Origin of the sequence: Pseudomonas sp. 2725 (genome assembly GCF_050434585.1) — a bacterium.
GTDB classification, from domain to species: Bacteria; Pseudomonadota; Gammaproteobacteria; order Pseudomonadales; family Pseudomonadaceae; genus Aquipseudomonas; species Aquipseudomonas jessenii.
The window spans coordinates 510,545-527,904 of sequence record NZ_JBNDIV010000005.1; the positions used below are offsets into that span (position 1 = coordinate 510,545).

Annotated in this window: 14 protein-coding genes; 10 read left to right on the forward strand and 4 right to left on the reverse strand. The window is 60.1% G+C overall.

Features of this window, described 5'->3' with window-relative positions:
* Positions 1-47: 47 nt before the first annotated feature.
* Positions 48-698 carry a GNAT family N-acetyltransferase gene (locus ABIE16_RS17180; protein ID WP_218496187.1) on the reverse strand — a complete coding sequence of 217 codons (651 nt, stop codon included), beginning with the start codon at positions 696-698 and terminating at the stop codon, positions 48-50.
* A 285-nt stretch (positions 699-983) separates the two neighbouring features.
* Here ABIE16_RS17180 and xthA point away from each other — a divergent pair, with 285 nt between their 5' ends.
* The gene (gene xthA / locus ABIE16_RS17185; RefSeq protein WP_057714133.1) at positions 984-1,796 is read left to right on the forward strand and encodes an exodeoxyribonuclease III; all 813 of its coding nucleotides are present in this window, start codon (positions 984-986) and stop codon (positions 1,794-1,796) included.
* 198 nt (positions 1,797-1,994) lie between these two features.
* Positions 1,995-3,335 carry a phosphate ABC transporter substrate-binding/OmpA family protein gene (locus ABIE16_RS17190; RefSeq protein WP_429521627.1) on the forward strand — a complete coding sequence of 447 codons (1,341 nt, stop codon included), beginning with the start codon at positions 1,995-1,997 and terminating at the stop codon, positions 3,333-3,335.
* Between the two features lie 125 nt (positions 3,336-3,460).
* On the opposite strand, the gene ABIE16_RS17195 is transcribed toward ABIE16_RS17190, so the two are convergent.
* Positions 3,461-4,690 carry an acyl-CoA dehydrogenase gene (locus ABIE16_RS17195; RefSeq protein ID WP_095059574.1) on the reverse strand — a complete coding sequence of 410 codons (1,230 nt, stop codon included), beginning with the start codon at positions 4,688-4,690 and terminating at the stop codon, positions 3,461-3,463.
* Positions 4,691-4,855: 165 nt separating this feature from the next.
* Between ABIE16_RS17195 and ABIE16_RS17200 the strand changes: the two genes are divergently transcribed.
* From ABIE16_RS17200 to ABIE16_RS17210, 3 genes are all read left to right on the forward strand, one after another.
* Positions 4,856-5,785: a LysR family transcriptional regulator gene (locus ABIE16_RS17200; protein WP_090456650.1), complete on the forward strand. Its 930-nt coding sequence runs from the start codon at positions 4,856-4,858 to the stop codon at positions 5,783-5,785.
* A gap of 205 nt (positions 5,786-5,990) precedes the next feature.
* Entirely contained in the window at positions 5,991-6,392 is a 402-nt protein-coding gene (locus ABIE16_RS17205) for a MerR family transcriptional regulator (RefSeq protein ID WP_057714129.1), read from the forward strand.
* Positions 6,393-6,538: 146 nt separating this feature from the next.
* A complete protein-coding gene (locus tag ABIE16_RS17210) occupies positions 6,539-7,438 on the forward strand; it encodes a hydroxymethylglutaryl-CoA lyase (RefSeq protein ID WP_429521628.1) in 900 nt (299 codons plus the stop codon).
* Positions 7,439-8,120: 682 nt separating this feature from the next.
* Here ABIE16_RS17210 and ABIE16_RS17215 read toward each other — a convergent pair.
* Positions 8,121-9,818 carry an AMP-binding protein gene (locus ABIE16_RS17215; protein ID WP_429521629.1) on the reverse strand — a complete coding sequence of 566 codons (1,698 nt, stop codon included), beginning with the start codon at positions 9,816-9,818 and terminating at the stop codon, positions 8,121-8,123.
* A 340-nt stretch (positions 9,819-10,158) separates the two neighbouring features.
* Between ABIE16_RS17215 and ABIE16_RS17220 the strand changes: the two genes are divergently transcribed.
* From ABIE16_RS17220 to ABIE16_RS17235, 4 genes are all read left to right on the forward strand, one after another.
* The gene (locus ABIE16_RS17220) at positions 10,159-11,322 is read left to right on the forward strand and encodes an isovaleryl-CoA dehydrogenase (RefSeq protein ID WP_340314095.1); all 1,164 of its coding nucleotides are present in this window, start codon (positions 10,159-10,161) and stop codon (positions 11,320-11,322) included.
* A gap of 12 nt (positions 11,323-11,334) precedes the next feature.
* Positions 11,335-12,942, forward strand: a complete 1,608-nt coding sequence (locus ABIE16_RS17225; protein ID WP_090456656.1) for a carboxyl transferase domain-containing protein — start codon at positions 11,335-11,337, stop codon at positions 12,940-12,942.
* 130 nt (positions 12,943-13,072) lie between these two features.
* Positions 13,073-13,885: a gamma-carboxygeranoyl-CoA hydratase gene (locus ABIE16_RS17230; RefSeq protein WP_429521630.1), complete on the forward strand. Its 813-nt coding sequence runs from the start codon at positions 13,073-13,075 to the stop codon at positions 13,883-13,885.
* Entirely contained in the window at positions 13,885-15,840 is a 1,956-nt protein-coding gene (locus ABIE16_RS17235; protein WP_429521631.1) for an acetyl/propionyl/methylcrotonyl-CoA carboxylase subunit alpha, read from the forward strand. Before ABIE16_RS17230 ends, ABIE16_RS17235 begins: the two co-directional genes overlap by 1 nt.
* 38 nt (positions 15,841-15,878) lie before the next feature.
* Here ABIE16_RS17235 and ABIE16_RS17240 read toward each other — a convergent pair whose 3' ends face one another.
* Positions 15,879-16,526, reverse strand: a complete 648-nt coding sequence (locus ABIE16_RS17240; protein ID WP_150812591.1) for a LexA family protein — start codon at positions 16,524-16,526, stop codon at positions 15,879-15,881.
* A 129-nt stretch (positions 16,527-16,655) separates the two neighbouring features.
* Between ABIE16_RS17240 and ABIE16_RS17245 the strand changes: the two genes are divergently transcribed.
* Complete coding sequence (locus ABIE16_RS17245) at positions 16,656-16,997, forward strand: DUF6124 family protein (protein ID WP_090456664.1); 342 nt, start codon at positions 16,656-16,658, stop codon at positions 16,995-16,997.
* Positions 16,998-17,360: the final 363 nt, after the last annotated feature.

The window sequence follows — 17,360 nt, forward strand, 5'->3', positions numbered from 1 at the left end:
GAACATGGAAGCGTGATAGAGCCTGACATGCAAAGAAAGTTCGCCGTTCAAGCGGTTGCAGTATGTAACACCTGGGGATTGGGGTGAAAAAACACGTGCTCGCGAATCGGTCCTACGGCAACTTCACCGATTTCCTGATAGCCCTGGCGCTTATAGAACTCCAGGTAGCGAGGGTTCCCGGTATCGAGGATCACGCCCTGTGAATTTTCATCCACTGCGCACCAGTTGTGCACGGCTTGCAATAGTTGTTCACCGAAATGTTTTCCCTGGAACTGCGGATGAACCCCCAGCAACGGCAGGACGTGCACCGAGTCGTTCGGTAGACAGGCTTCCACGGCATCGTGATATTCGAGGTAGCGACGGGTGCAGCGAAATCCTGTGCTGAGCACCATGCGCAGGCGCCAGGCCCAACTTTCGGTGACGCCGAGGCGACGTTGCGGCGGTGCGATCAGGGCGATACCGATCAGGCGGTCGTTGACCAGCAGGCCGATGGCCGGCAGGTCCTGAAAAAAGTGCTGGGTCACCAACTCGCGCACTGTGGCGCGAACCCGCTGTTCGTAGCCGGGGCGCTCGGCTTCGAACAGATAGCCGAAGGTCGGCTCGTGTCGATAAGCCTGGTACAGCAACGAACGCGCTTCGCGGCCGTAGCCGCTGTCGAGCATGTGAATATCGGCGATGGCGGTCGAGGTTTCGGGCATGACGGTTGATCTCCCCGGCACAGCTCGGGTGGCTGCGCTCTTGTTGTTACGAGCCTGTTGGCGCTGACACAGTTCCGAAATGAGTGTAGGCAATGAAATCGCCTTCGCGAGCAAGCCCGCTCCCACAGGTGATGCGCCAGCCTTGCTTTTGTGGGAGCGGGCTTGCTCGCGAAAGGGCCATCACTGCCCATACACATCTGACAGGCACAGCCGAATCCCCTCACCCCACACTGGCCCGATTCCCACATGTCAGCTAGCATCGCCCTTTTGCCAGGACTGCCGACCATGAAGATCGTCTCCTTCAACATCAACGGGCTGCGCGCCCGCCCCCATCAGCTGGCGGCGCTGATCGAAAAGCACCAGCCCGATGTGATCGGCTTGCAGGAAACCAAGGTCCACGACGAACAGTTCCCGCTGGCCGAGGTGCAGGCCCTGGGTTATCACGTGTACTTCCACGGGCAAAAAGGCCATTACGGCGTCGCCCTGCTCTCGCGCCAGGAGCCGCTGGCCCTGCATAAAGGTTTCGCCACCGACGAAGAAGACGCCCAACGACGCTTCATCTGGGGCACCTTCGCCGACGCCAACGGCGTACCGGTGACCATCATGAACGGTTATTTCCCACAGGGCGAAAGCCGCGACCACCCGACCAAGTTCCCGGCCAAGCAGCGTTTCTACGGCGATTTGCAGCAATTGCTGGAAAGCCAGTTCAAGAACGACCAGCCGCTGGTGGTGATGGGCGATGTGAACATTTCCCCGGAAGACTGCGACATCGGCATCGGCCCGGACAACATGAAGCGCTGGCTGAAAACCGGCAAGTGCAGCTTCCTGCCGGAAGAGCGCGAGTGGATGGCCCGCCTGAAAAACTGGGGCCTGGTCGACAGTTTCCGTCACTTGAACCCGGACGTGACCGACACCTTCAGCTGGTTCGACTATCGCAGCCGTGGCTTCGAAGACGAGCCCAAACGTGGCCTGCGCATCGACCTGATCCTCGCCTCCCACGGCCTGTTGCCACGGGTGAAGGCCGCCGGTGTGGACTATGAACTGCGAGGCATGGAAAAACCTTCGGACCATGCGCCGATCTGGCTTGAGTTGAGCTGATTCAGGACCAACCACAATCCCCTGTGGGAGCGAGCTTGCTCGCGATAGCAGTCTTACATTCAACATCGATATTGAATGTAAAGGCCCCATCGCGAGCAAGCTCGCTCCCACAGGGGACCACCACTGCAATTTGTCATTTTTCGGAAACCTTACTGACTTAATCTCCCGACACCTCCTTTGGCTATATATGGTGCCGGCATGATGCTGCGCGTGTTGTTCCTGTTGATGCTGTGCACGGGCTTGCCGCAGGCGGCCTCGGCCGGCGACTTGCCGACACCCGAACACGGCCCGGCGCTGCGGATTCAGGGTTCCAACACCATCGGTGCGGCATTGGGGCCGGCACTGGTCGAGGGTCTGTTGAGTGAACAGGGCCTGCGCAAGATCCGCCGTGAAACCCCGGACACCGCCAACGAACTGCGCATCGTCGGCGAAACCGTTCAGGGCCGTCGGGTCGTGGTGGAGGTAGCGGCCCATGGCTCCAGCACCGGTTTCACTGCACTCAAAGCAGCCAGCGCCGATCTGGCCGCCTCGTCGCGCCCGATCAAGGACAGCGAACTGGCCAGCCTGCAATCGCTCGGCGACCTGAAAAGCCCGAGCGCCGAACAGGTCATTGCCATCGATGGCCTGGCGATCGTCCTTCATCCGGACAATCCGCTGAACCAACTCGACACAGTGCAGCTGGCGCGCATTTTCAGTGGCGAGGTGAAGAGCTGGGAAGACATTGGCGGTCGCGGCGGGCCGATTCATCTGTATGCACGGGATAATCAGTCCGGGACCTACGACACCTTCAAGGAACTGGTCCTCAGCGGCCATGGGAAAACCCTCGGCGGTGCGGCGAAGCGCTTCGAGTCCAGCGAACAATTGTCCGATGCGGTCAGCGCAGACCCGCAAGGCATCGGTTTCATCGGTTTGCCCTACGTGCGCCAGGCTAAAGCCGTGGCCATTGTCGACGGTCAATCGCAAGCCATGCCGCCGCTCAACAGCCTGATTGCCACGGAAGATTATCCGCTGTCCCGTCGGCTGTTCTTCTATCTGCCACCCAACGGAAAAAATCCCTGGGCCAATGCCCTGGTGGCGTTTGCCCAAAGCACTAAGGGTCAGGCCATTGTGGCCGCCAACGGTTTTATTGCCCAAACCGTCCAGGCCATGGCCGTTACCCCCAATGCGTTGATGCCAGAGGGTTATCAGGCGCTAAGCAGACATGCTCAGCGGTTGTCGGTGAACTTCCGTTTCGAGGAAGGCAGCGCCACCCTGGACAACAAGGCCCGACAAGACCTGTGGCGGGTGCTCGACTATATAAAGCAGCACGACAAAACGGCTGGGCAAGTGACGCTGGTGGGGTTTGGCGATGCCAAGAGCGACCCGGCGCGCGCCGATCTGTTGTCGAAGCTGCGGGCCATGGCGGTACGGCGGGAGTTGGTGAAGAGCGGCGTGGTGTTTCGCGAGATTCGCGGATTCGGTGCCGAAATGCCGGTGGCGGCCAATAGCGCCGATGAGGGAAGGATCAAGAATCGGCGGGTTGAGGTTTGGGTGTATTGAGCCAGATGTTGGTGCATTGAATGGAATGACGCCTTCGCGAGCAAGCCCGCTCCCACACTGAATCTTCGCCGTGGAGAGATCCAATGTGGGAGCGGGCTTGCTCGCGAATGGCAGGCGCCGCGGTCTTAGTGTCCGCTACGCATCATCTCCTTCGGCACATATTTGCCGATTTCGAACTTGCCGATTGCCGCACGGTGCACTTCGTCCGGGCCGTCGGCCAGGCGCAGGGTGCGTTGCATTGCATACATATAGGCCAGCGGGAAATCGTTGGAAACCCCTGCCCCGCCATGGATCTGGATCGCCCGGTCGATCACCCGCAATGCCACGTTTGGCGCGACGACCTTGATCTGCGCGATCTCGCTTTTCGCCACTTTGTTGCCGACGGTGTCCATCATGTACGCCGCTTTCAACGTTAGCAGGCGTGCCATGTCGATCTCCATCCGCGAGTCGGCGATCTTGTCGATGTTGCCGCCCAGGCGTGCCAGAGGCTTGCCGAACGCTGTGCGGTTCACCGAGCGCTTGCACATCAGTTCCAGGGCGCGCTCGGCCATGCCGATCGAACGCATGCAATGGTGAATCCGGCCAGGGCCAAGGCGACCTTGAGCAATTTCGAAGCCGCGCCCTTCGCCCAGCAGGACGTTTTCGTAGGGCACCCGCACGTTTTCGAAATGCACTTCGGCGTGCCCATGAGGTGCATCGTCGTAACCGAACACCGGTAGTGGACGCACGATCTTCACACCGGGCGCATCCACCGGCACCAGAATCATCGAGTGCTGGGCGTGACGTGGCGCGTCCGGATTACTCAGCCCCATGAAAATCAGGATTTTGCAGCGCGGGTCGCAAGCACCCGAGGTCCACCATTTCTTGCCGTTGATCACCCACTCGTCGCCATCGCGCACGGCACGGGCGGCCATGTTGGTGGCGTCGGAGGACGCGACATCCGGTTCGGTCATGGCGAACGCCGAGCGGATCTCGCCCCGCAGCAGCGGTTCGAGCCAACGTTGTTTCTGCTCTTCGTTGGCGTAACGCACCAGCACTTCCATGTTGCCGGTGTCCGGTGCCGAGCAGTTGAACGGCTCTGGCCCCAGCAGCGAGCGGCCCATGATTTCCGCCAGTGGCGCGTATTCGAGGTTGGTCAGGCCGGCACCCAGTTCGGACTCAGGCAGAAACAAATTCCAAAGGCCTTCGGCCTTGGCCTTGAGTTTCAGTTCTTCCATGATCGCCGTCGGCTGCCAGCGATCGCCCTCGGCGACCTGGCGCTCGAACACGGCTTCGGCGGGATAGACGTAGGTGTCCATGAACGCTGTTACGCGCTCACGCAGTTCCTGAACCTTGGGCGAATAAGCGAAATCCATGAGCGAGATACCTTCTTGGGGGAGGTTGTTTTAGGTCATGTATCGATGCTAGAACAGCGTTGATAATTTACCTAGCCTATTCTCGGCGTGTATAAACATTCATCACCGATATATGATCGGCTGATCGTCACGGTCAGCCCGCCCACACAATAAGAGAGCCGCGTAATGAATCTGAGCAAGGTCGATCTCAACCTTTTCATCGTCTTCGACGCGATCTACACCGAAGCCAACCTGACCCGCGCCGGGCAGATTGTGGGCATTACCCAGCCAGCGGTGTCGAACGCTCTGGCCCGGTTGCGCGAGACCTTCAACGACCCGTTGTTCGTGCGCACCGCCCAGGGCATGGTGCCCACGCCCATGGCACAGAACATCATCGGCCCGGTGCGCAACGCGCTCTCGCTGCTGCGCGTGTCGGTGCAGGAAAGCCGCATTTTCAACCCGCAGCAAGCGGTCAAGACCTATCGCATCAGCATGACCGACCTGACCGAAGCGGTGATCCTGCCGCCGCTGTTCCAGCGCCTGCGCCGCCTGGCTCCGGCGGTGATCATCGAAAGCTTCCTGTCCAAACGTCGCGAAACCACCAAGGAACTGGCCGCCGGACGCCTCGACTTCGCGGTGGATGCGCCGCTCAACACCGACCCGCAGGTGCGTCACGTCAAGTTGATGGAGGACCGCTACGTGTGTGCCATGCGCAAGGGGCATCCGCTGGCGGGCAAGGAAAAACTCACACTGGACGATTACCTGAGCCTGACCCACATCCATATTTCCAGTCGTCGCAGCGGCCTCGGCTATGTCGACCTGGCGCTGGGCAAGATGGGCATTCAGCGCAAGATCGCCCTGCGCTCCCAGCATTACCTGATGGCCTCACAAGTGTTGCAGCAGACCGACATGGTCATGACCGTACCGGAACGCTTCGCCCGTCGTAACGATTTGCACGCCTTTTATCTGCCGGTCAACGATGTACCGCCGGTGGAAACCCACCTCTACTGGCACGAAAGCACTGACCAGGACCCGGCGAACCGCTGGATGCGCGAGCAGATGATCGAGTTGTGCCAGCAGGTGACGGCGCAGGAGAAAAAGCTCGAGAAGGTGTAGGGCTTGATACCGAGGTGCCCCCATCGCGAGCAAGCTCGCTCCCACAGTAGGTATCCAGCGAACACAATACTTGTGTCCGACACAGATCCCTGTGGGAGCGAGCTTGCTCGCGATGAGGCCCTTCTCCACACCGGAAAAACCTGCCCCTTGACGTAAACGTCAACCTGCCATTAGCTTAGCGCCATGACCTTTTGCGAGCGCGTCCATGAGCAGCCAGACCTACAGCATTTCCGATCTCGCCCGCGAGCTCGACATCACCACCCGTGCCATTCGCTTTTATGAAGAGCAAGGCCTGCTCAGCCCCGAGCGCCGTGGCCAGGAACGCATTTACTCGCCCCGCGACAAGGTCAGCCTGAAGCTGATCCTGCGGGGCAAGCGCATCGGTTTCTCCCTGGCTGAATGCCGCGAGCTGATCGAGCTCTACGATCCGTCCAGCGGTAACACCAAACAGTTGCACAGCATGCTGGCGAAAATCAGTGAGCGCCGGGAGCAGCTTGAACAGCAAATGCTGGACATCGAACAGATGAAACTGGAGCTCGATACCGCCGAAGAGCGCTGCGTGCAGGCGCTGGAGCAGACGCTCAAAAGCCAGGAAGTCATTCAGTAAAACCCGACCCCTTGTAGGAGCGAGCCTTCTCGCGATGGTCGTTAACGATAACGCGTGTTTGCTGGATAAACACGGTGCCTGGGAGCCCATCGCGAGCAGGCTCGCTCCTACAGGGTTCTCCGAACAATCAGCACAGGTCGAACCCCATGTCCCTCCCCACCCACGTACGCATTGTCGAAGTCGGCCCACGCGACGGCCTGCAAAATGAAGCCCAACCCATCAGTGTTACCGATAAGGTGCAACTGGTCGACGCACTGACCGCAGCCGGGCTCGGCTATATCGAAGTCGGCAGTTTCGTTTCGCCCAAGTGGGTGCCGCAGATGGCCGGCTCCGCTGAGGTCTTCGCGCAGATCCAGCGCAAACCGGGCGTGGTCTACGGCGCGCTCGCCCCCAACCTGCGCGGTTTCGAAGATGCCCTCGCCGCCGGAGTCAAGGAAGTGGCCGTGTTCGCGGCGGCGTCCGAAGCGTTTTCCCGGCGCAACATCAATTGCTCGATCAGCGAAAGCCTGGAGCGTTTCGGGCCGATCATGGACGCCGCCAGACAACATGGGGTGACTGTGCGCGGGTATGTGTCCTGCGTACTGGGCTGCCCCTATGAAGGTCATGTCGCCCCGGAGCAGGTCGCCATGGTCGCCCGCGAGCTGTATGCCATGGGCTGCTATGAGGTCTCGCTGGGGGACACCATCGGCACCGGCACCGCTGGCGCAACCCGCAAGATGTTTGAAGTGGTATCGAAGGAGGTGCCCCGGGAAAAACTCGCCGGGCACTTCCACGATACCTACGGCCAGGCTGTGGCCAACATCTACGCCAGCCTGCTGGAAGGCATCTCGGTGTTCGACAGCTCCATCGCAGGTCTCGGCGGCTGCCCCTACGCCAAGGGCGCCAGCGGTAACGTCGCCACCGAAGACGTGGTTTACCTGCTCAACGGCCTGGGCATCGACACCGGAATCGACCTCGACGCCTTGATGCTCGCCGGCCAGCAGATTTGCACGGTATTGGGTCGCCCTACCGGCTCCCGCGTGGCCAAGGCCGGCAGCGCACAGTGAGTGCGCTGAGTGTGTCCGGGTGTTACCGCACGGACTCAAACGTGGGCGCAAGCGAGTAACACGGAAACAAAATGTAGGGTTTTGCCTGAGGCGCAAAACCCTAAAAATTTTCAAACCATTGATTTTAAAGGCTTTTATAAAGTTGGCACGCCTCCTGCTATATCTATCGCATAACAAGAATAAAAAAATTGCGGCAAACCTAATAAAAACAAGACGTAACGACTCTGACATAACAAAAACAACACGGCAGAGACGCAGCTAACAGATTTTTTTGGAGAAGATGTGCTTTTCAGGGTGCTTTTCGGAGTTACCCGCAACCGGGCAGAGAATAATAAAACTACCTTCAGGTAGCTCCCGAACTGGTTGGATCGCTCAGCGAGAAAGTAGATCAGCGCTCAAAAAAATACGTTTGCTCTTGATCCCGAATGGGGATCGCCAAAAACAGCGGTAAAGGGCAACGGTTGCCAAAAACAAAAACAGACCGACCCTCAATAATAAAAAAAGAGCACGCGCAACGAAAATTAAAGGGGAGCTTCGGCTCCCCTTTGTGCTGTCTGCGATTCTGAAAACTCTTCAAGACACTGTGGGAGCGAGCTTGCTCGCGATGGCGGTGGATCAGTCAGCACAAATGTTGAATGTCACACCCTCATCGCGAGCAAGCTCGCTCCCACAGGTTTCCTCTTCATTCCTGCTTTTCGCGCAACTCCTCGATACTGATCTCGCGCATCCGGAATTTCTGGATCTTGCCAGTCACCGTCATCGGAAACTCCTCGACGAACTTGAAGTAGCGCGGCGTCTTGAAGTGCGCGATGCGCTCCTTGCACCAGGTTTGCAGCTCTTGCTCGGTGGCGCTGTGGCCGGGGTGGAACTTGATCCAGGCGACGATCTCTTCGCCGTAGCGCGAGCAGGGAATGCCAATCACCTGCACGTCCGCAACGGCCGGATGAGTGAAGAAAAATTCTTCCAGCTCCCGCGGGTAAATATTCTCACCACCACGGATGATCATGTCCTTGTTGCGCCCGGCAATGCACACGTAACCCTCGTCGTTCATGCTCGCCAGGTCACCGGTGTGCATCCACCCAGCCTGATCGATGGCGTCCGCCGTGCCTTCAGGGTTGTTCCAATAGCCGAGCATCACGCTGTAACCGCGGGTGCATAGCTCACCGATGGTGCCACGCGGCACCAGGTTGCCCGCTTCGTCGATGATCTTGCTTTCGAGCTGCGGCTGGGTGCGGCCGACGGTGGTCACGCGCAGTTCCAGGTCGTCTGAAGGTCCGGTCTGCAGCGACACCGGACTGGTTTCCGTCATGCCGTAGGCAATCTGCACTTCGCTCATGTGCATTTCGCTGATGACCCGGCGCATCACCTCGATAGGACAGGTTGCGCCCGCCATGATCCCGGTGCGCAGGCTCGACAGGTCGAACCCGGCACGCTGAGGTTGATCGAGCATGGCGATGAACATGGTCGGTACGCCGTACAGCGCGGTGGCCTTTTCTTCGGCCACGGTGCCCAGGGTCAGCAACGGATCGAACGCGTCGTTCGGGTAAATCATCGTACTGCCATGGGTGATGCAGCCAAGATTGCCCATCACCATGCCGAAGCAGTGATACAGCGGCACCGGGATCACCAGGCGATCGACCGCCGTCAAGCCCAGGCTTTCGCCAACCATGTAACCGTTGTTGAGAATGTTGTAGTGACTGAGGGTCGCGCCCTTGGGAAAACCGGTGGTGCCAGAGGTGTACTGGATGTTCACCGCCTGGTCGAAATGCAGGCTTTCCTGACGCTCGCGCAATTGTTCAGGAGACACGCTGCCAGCCAGATCCGTCAGTTGCGACCACGGGAGGAAACCGCTGGGCGGCTGCACATCCAGGCTGATCACGCCGCGCAACTCCGGCAACCGCTCGCTGAGCAATTTGCCGATGGACTGCTCCGCCAGTTCCGGCACCAGGCCCTGCACCATGGCGTGATAGTTCGAGGTCTTGAAGGCCCCGGCACACACCAGCCATTGGCAGCCGGATTGCTTCAACACGTATTCGAGTTCGGAACTGCGATACGCCGGATTGATGTTGACCAGGATCACGCCGATTTTCGCGGTGGCAATTTGGCTGATGCACCACTGCGCACAGTTCGGCGCCCAGATACCGAGGCGGTCCCCGGCTTGCAGCCCCAGCGCCAGCAGTGCCCTGGCGTGCAGGTCCGCGGCCTCGGCCAATTGCCGCCAGGTATAACGCAGCTGTTGATGGCGCACCACCAGCGCCTCCCCGTCCGGGTACTGCGCAACCGTGTTGTCGAACGCCTGGCCGATGGTCATCGCCAGCAAGGCTTTGTCCTGGGAACCACGGGTGTAACTGCGTTGCGGGCTTGCACTGGGTTGATCCATGACGACCCCTATTGTCTTTATTTATGGGCTTGCCGCGACTACCTATGGGAGCAACCTGTGGCGAGGGGGCTTGCCCCCGTTTGAGTGCGCAGCACTCACAAGATCTTCGAGACATCGAAAATTTTGGGGCAGCTTCGCAGCCCAACGGGGGCAAGCCCCCTCGCCACAGGCCATCACCACAGGGTAGGTCCGCGTTCTATCTTGAACTGCCTCTACTCTCGCTCAAGTTGACGTTTACGTAAAGGGTGATTGACAGCCATTCGTCACAGGCTTACGTTAACGTAAAGGTGAGAACCCATTGACAGTCTCACCAACCGACAAAAAAGCCAAAAGGTGACCCATGAACTATCCATCCCTGAACTTTGCCCTCGGTGAAACCATCGACATGCTGCGCGATCAGGTTCAGTCCTTCGTCGCCAAGGAGATCGCCCCGCGCGCCGCTCAGATCGACATCGACAACCTGTTCCCCGCCGACCTGTGGCGCAAATTCGGTGACATGGGCCTGCTGGGCATTACCGTGCCGGAAGAGTACGGCGGTGCCGGCCTGGGTTACCTGGCCCACGTGGTGGCCATGGAAGAAATCAGCCGTGGCTCGGCTTCGGTGGCGTTGTCCTACGGCGCGCACTCCAACCTGTGCGTCAACCAGATCAACCGTAACGGCAACCACGAGCAGAAATCCAAATACCTGCCGAAGCTGATCAGCGGCGAGCACATCGGCGCTTTGGCCATGAGCGAACCGAATGCCGGTTCCGACGTGGTGTCGATGAAACTGCGTGCCGATAAACGCGGCGACAAGTACGTGCTCAACGGCAGCAAGACCTGGATCACCAACGGTCCGGACGCCAACACCTACGTGATCTACGCCAAGACCGACCTGGAAAAAGGCCCTCACGGCATCACCGCCTTCATCGTCGAGCGCGACTGGAAAGGCTTCAGCCGCAGCAACAAGTTCGACAAGCTCGGCATGCGCGGTTCGAACACCTGCGAGCTGTTTTTCGATGACGTCGAGGTGCCGGAAGAAAATATCCTCGGCGTGCTCAATGGCGGCGTGAAAGTGCTGATGAGCGGCCTCGACTACGAGCGTGTTGTCCTTTCAGGTGGCCCGACCGGGATCATGCAGGCGTGCATGGACCTGATCGTGCCGTACATCCACGACCGCAAGCAGTTCGGCCAAAGCATCGGCGAATTCCAGCTGATCCAGGGCAAAGTCGCCGACATGTACACCCAACTCAACGCCAGCCGCGCCTACCTGTATGCCGTGGCCCAGGCTTGCGAGCGCGGCGAGACCACGCGCAAGGACGCCGCCGGCGTGATCCTCTACAGCGCCGAACGCGCCACGCAAATGGCCCTCGACGCGATCCAGATTCTCGGTGGCAACGGCTACATCAATGAATTCCCGGCCGGCCGTCTGTTGCGTGACGCCAAGCTGTACGAAATCGGCGCGGGCACCAGTGAGATCCGTCGCATGCTGATCGGTCGCGAACTGTTCAACGAAACCCGCTAAACGGAGCTGCACATGGCTACCCTGCATACCCAGCTCAACCCCCGTTCAGCGGAATTCGCGGCTAATAGCGCGGCGATGCTCAAACAGGTCGACGCGTTGCACACCCTGCTCGCCCAAGTGGCGCAAGGTGGCGGCCCGAAGGCTCAGGAACGCCATACCTCGCGGGGCAAACTGCTGCCTCGCGAGCGCATCAACCGCTTGCTGGATCCGGGTTCACCGTTTCTGGAAATCAGCCAACTGGCGGCGTACGAGGTGTATGGCGAAGACGTCCCCGCTGCTGGCGTAATTGCCGGGATCGGCCGTGTGGAAGGCGTCGAGTGCATGATCGTCGCCAACGACGCCACGGTCAAAGGTGGTTCGTATTACCCGCTGACGGTGAAAAAGCACCTGCGCGCCCAGACCATCGCCCAACAGAACCGTCTGCCGTGCATCTATCTGGTGGACTCCGGCGGCGCCAACCTGCCACGTCAGGATGAAGTGTTCCCGGACCGCGAGCACTTCGGACGAATCTTCTTCAATCAGGCCAACATGAGCGCCATGGGCATCCCGCAGATTGCCGTGGTCATGGGTTCCTGCACCGCTGGCGGCGCCTATGTACCGGCGATGGCCGACGAAGCAATCATGGTCCGCGAACAAGCGACCATCTTCCTCGCCGGCCCGCCGCTGGTGAAAGCCGCGACTGGTGAAGTGGTCAGTGCCGAGGACCTCGGCGGGGCCGATGTGCACTGCAAGATTTCCGGTGTGGCCGACCATTATGCCGAGAGCGATGAACACGCCCTGGCACTGGCACGCCGCAGCATCGCCAACCTCAACTGGCGCAAGCAAGGCGAGGTTCAGCAACGCACGCCGATCGCCCCGCTCTACAGCAGTGACGAGTTGTACGGCGTGGTCCCGGCCGACGCCAAGCAACCGTTTGACGTGCGCGAAGTGATTGCGCGGCTGGTGGACGGATCGGTGTTCGACGAGTTCAAGGCGCTGTTCGGGACGACGCTGGTCTGCGGTTTTGCTTACCTGCACGGTTACCCGATCGCGATCCTCGCCAACAACGGCATCCTCTTCGCTGAAGCGGCGCAGAAAGGCGCGCACTTCATCGAACTGGCGTGCCAGCGCGGCATCCCGCTGCTGTTCCTGCAGAACATCACCGGTTTCATGGTCGGGCAGAAGTACGAAGCTGGCGGCATCGCCAAGCACGGCGCGAAACTGGTGACCGCCGTGGCCTGCGCCAAGGTGCCGAAGTTCACCGTGATCATCGGCGGCAGTTTCGGTGCTGGTAACTACGGCATGTGCGGTCGCGCCTACGATCCGCGCTTCTTGTGGATGTGGCCGAATGCGCGAATCGGCGTGATGGGCGCCGAACAGGCGGCCGGCGTGCTGGTGCAGGTCAAGCGCGAACAGGCCGAACGCAGCGGCCATGGTTTCAGCGCCGAACAGGAAGCCGAGATCAAGCAACCGATCCTCGACCAGTACGAAGAACAGGGTCACCCCTACTATTCCAGCGCGCGCCTGTGGGACGACGGTGTCATCGACCCGGCCCAGACTCGCGACGTACTGGCCCTGGCCTTGTCCGCGTCGTTGAACGCGCCAATCGAACCGAGCCGCTTCGGCGTGTTCCGGATGTGATTTTTTGTAGGAGCGAGCTTGCTCGCGATGATCGTCAACGATAACGCTGAAAGCCTGACACCCAGCGGCGCCCTCAAGACCATCGCGAGCAAGCTCGCTCCTACAGAACAGAGTTGTGGAGACGGACAATATGAGCGACTTCAACACCCTCGAACTGCTGACCGACCCCCGTGGATTTGCCACGCTGTGGCTCAGCCGTGAAGAAAAGAACAACGCCTTCAATGCCGAAATGATCCGCGAACTGATACTCGCCCTCGACAAAGTCGCCAGCGATGCCAGCCTGCGGTTTCTGATCGTGCGCGGTCGCGGCAGGCATTTCAGCGCCGGCGCCGACCTGGCCTGGATGCAGCAATCGGCCGAGCTCGATTACGCCACCAACCTCGATGACGCCCGGGAACTGGCGGAATTGATGTACAACCTGGCCAAACTGAAGATTCCGACCCTGGCCGTCGTGCAAGGCGCGGCCTTTGGCGGCGCGTTGGGCTTGATCAGTTGCTGCGACATGGCCATCGGTGCCGATGATGCGCAATTCTGCCTGTCGGAAGTGCGCATCGGCCTGGCACCCGCGGTAATCAGCCCGTTCGTGGTGCAAGCCATTGGTGAGCGCGCTACACGTCGCTATGCCTTGACCGCTGAGCGCTTCGGCGGGCAACGGGCACGGGAAATCGGATTGTTGTCGGAGAGCTATGCAGGTGCCGAGCTGGAACAGAAAGTCGATCAATGGATCGACAACCTGCTGCTCAACAGTCCGGCCGCGATGCGCGCCAGCAAGGACCTGTTGCGCGAAGTCGGCGACGGCTCACTGACCCCGGCATTGCGCCGCTACACCGAAAACGCCATCGCCCGCATCCGCGTCAGCCCCGAAGGCCAGGAAGGCCTGCGCGCCTTCCTGCAAAAACGTCCGCCGAGCTGGCAAGCCGAAACCACCAAGGAGCCCCGTTGATGAGCGCACCTGTCCTCACCACCCTGTTGGTGGCCAACCGTGGCGAAATCGCTTGCCGGGTAATGCGTACCGCAAAGGCCCTGGGCCTGACCACCGTGGCTGTGCACAGCGCCACCGACCGTGACGCCCGGCACAGCCGCGAAGCCGACATTCGGGTTGACCTCGGTGGCAGCAAGGCCGTCGACAGCTATCTGCAGATCGACAAACTGATCGCCGCCGCCAAGGCCAGCGGCGCCCAGGCGATTCACCCCGGCTATGGCTTTCTGTCGGAGAACGCCGGGTTCGCCCGCGCCATCGAAGCGGCCGGCCTGATTTTCCTTGGCCCGCCCGCCTCGGCCATCGATGCCATGGGCAGCAAGTCCGCCGCCAAAGCCCTGATGGAAACCGCTGGCGTGCCACTGGTGCCCGGTTATCACGGCGAAGCCCAGGACCTGGAAACCTTCCGCGCCGCCTGCGAACGCATCGGCTATCCGGTGTTGCTCAAGGCCACGGCCGGGGGCGGCGGCAAAGGCATGAAAGTGGTCGAGGACGTCAGCCAATTGGCCGAAGCCCTGGCCTCGGCCCAGCGTGAGGCGCAATCGTCGTTCGGCGACTCGCGGATGCTGGTGGAGAAATACCTGCTCAAGCCACGTCACGTGGAAATCCAGGTCTTCGCCGACCAGCACGGCAACTGCCTGTACCTCAACGAACGCGACTGCTCGATTCAACGTCGTCATCAGAAAGTCGTCGAAGAAGCCCCGGCGCCAGGCCTGAGTCCGGAGCTACGGCGCGCCATGGGTGAAGCCGCCGTACGCTCGGCGCAGGCCATCGGTTACGTCGGTGCCGGCACCGTGGAGTTTTTGCTGGATGCGCGCGGCGAGTTCTTCTTCATGGAGATGAACACCCGCCTGCAGGTCGAACACCCGGTCACCGAAGCCATCACGGGCCTCGACCTGGTGGCTTGGCAGATTCGCGTGGCACGCGGCGAAGCGTTGCCGATGACTCAGGACCAGGTGCCGCTGGTGGGGCACGCGATCGAAGTGCGGCTGTATGCCGAAGACCCGGGCAATGATTTCCTGCCGGCGACCGGTCGCCTGGAGCTGTATCGCGAATCCGCCCAAGGGCCGGGGCGTCGAGTGGACAGCGGCGTTGAAGAAGGCGATGAAATTTCGCCTTTCTACGACCCGATGCTCGGCAAGTTGATTGCCTGGGGTGAAGACCGTGAACAGGCGCGCTTGCGCCTGCTGAGCATGCTCGACGAATTCGCCATCGGCGGGCTGAAGACCAACATCAATTTCCTGCGGCGCATCATAGGCCACCCGGCATTTGCCACTGCCGAACTGGATACCGGTTTCATTCCGCGTTATCAGGAACAGTTGCTGCCGACCCCAGCGGAACTCAGCGAGGATTTCTGGCAAGCCGCCGCCCAGGCGTTCGCCCAGAGCCAGCCCCATGCAACCCGCGCCGATGACCCGAGTTCGCCGTGGGCTGCACCTAACGGGCTGCGTGCCGGCTTGCCGAGAGAAATCACTCTTCACTTGAGTTGTGAAGGTCAGGACCGTGCGCTGACGCTGGGCGACATCAATGCCCACAGCGCACGTCTCAATGGCGAGCAACTGCTGACCGAGCACGAAGGCGTGCGCCGTCAGCACCGCGCAATACGCCGTGGCGACTATGTGTATTTGCAGTGGGATGGCGAGTTGCGCCGCATCGAGTCTTACGACCCGATCAGCGCCGTCGAGGCCAGCCACAGCCATCAGGGCGGGCTGACCGCTCCCATGAACGGCAGCATCGTCCGGGTACTGGTAGAGGCCGGGCAATCGGTCGAGGCCGGGGCGCAATTGGTGGTACTGGAAGCGATGAAGATGGAGCACAGCATCCGCGCGCCCCACGCCGGGGTGATCAAGGCGCTGTATTGCCAGGAAGGCGAAATGGTCAGCGAAGGCAGTGCGCTGGTCGAACTGGAAGAAGCGTGAAATGAGATCGGTCCTACGCATCGCGAGGACCGATCTGATCAGAACCTGGCTGTTGCCTGAACCACTACACCGATGATTCGACACTCTTCGGTGTACAAGGCTTTCGGATACGTCGGATTGAGCGGGACCAGATAACGCTGCCCGCCCTCTTCGATGAGCTTGCGGAACGTGGCTTCGTTGCTGCCCGGCCACTGGGCAATGACCAGTTTGCCAGGCTCGACGTCCACCGCAGGGTCCACCAGGATCAGCATGCCTTCCGGGATACTGATGCCATTGGGTGCGGTCATCGCATCGCCTGCCACTCTCAACCAGAATGCCGGCCCCCGGGCGTGGTAATCGGACAGTTCAAAGTGCCCTTTTCCGTACACCGGAACCTCGCCGTCACGCACTTCGGCAGGTTCGCGCCAGTCACTGACCGGGTAGCGAAAGTACGGGTTGTACTTCTGTGTCAGGGGGATTTCGTCGTCCGTTGACGCCTGCGGCTCCCGGATCACCAGCGCCACTTCGAGAAACTCAAGGCCCAGCGCCCGCAGCACACGGTTCATGTCTTCGATGCCGGGTTCACGACGTTTGTTGAGCCAGTGGCCAATGCCGCCCTGGGACATCCCGAGGCGCTCGGCGAGTATCTCTTGAGTGATTTTGAGTTCACTCATCTTGGCCTTGACCAATTCAATCCATTTATCCATGTGCGGCACGATACGTGGGCGACTCCAGCCATCAAAACACAAAATGTAGTATTTAAATTGTCGTCACAAATACAGTTCGTATTAGGATCGGTTCACGGATCTGAATCTAACACGGAGCTTGCCATCGCCATGAACCAACCCACCAATGACCTGCCGGACATGCACATCGACACCACCTTTGCCTCGCCCCTGGACTCAGCGGCGGCACAACGCGCGCTGGACTATTACTTGAAACCAGCTGTTTCGGAGGGAGTGGCCGAGCCGCGTTTTTTTGATGTAAACCGCAATATCAGCGGCGAAGAGGCTCTGGTCCATGCCCTGGACCTGTTGCGCTGTGCTGCCGCCACCGCGTACGAGTCCGCCAATCATCTGCAAGGCGCAAGCCGCGACCTGGCATTTTCGACGGTGCACATGATCGACATGGCCAAGGCGATGGTCGATCGATCGCTGGAGAAGTATGAAAACGGTTGAGGTGAGAAGACAAATCGAGAGGGCAGGAAAGAATCTTCCTGTCGCGCAGGTAAAAACGCTTGACTTGCAAACGAGAATGATTATTATTGCATCAACTGGTCGCGAGATCAGTCGATGGACCAGGTGACCTTAGGTCGGTCTCCTGGACTATCTCCTCATCAGGCTAATCACGGTTTTTGACCCGGCTTTTTGCCGGGTCTTTTTTTTGCCAGTTTTTCTGGCTTTGGCTTCAGGCTAATGAAGTCTTTGGGTGCCGAAAATTCGATGGCGCGGATGATATCAAAAGAATTCCAGTTGGCAAGAGAAGCCCGGCATCATTGGCTAAAACCAGCGACAGATAGCACTTGAGAATCAATCGCATAG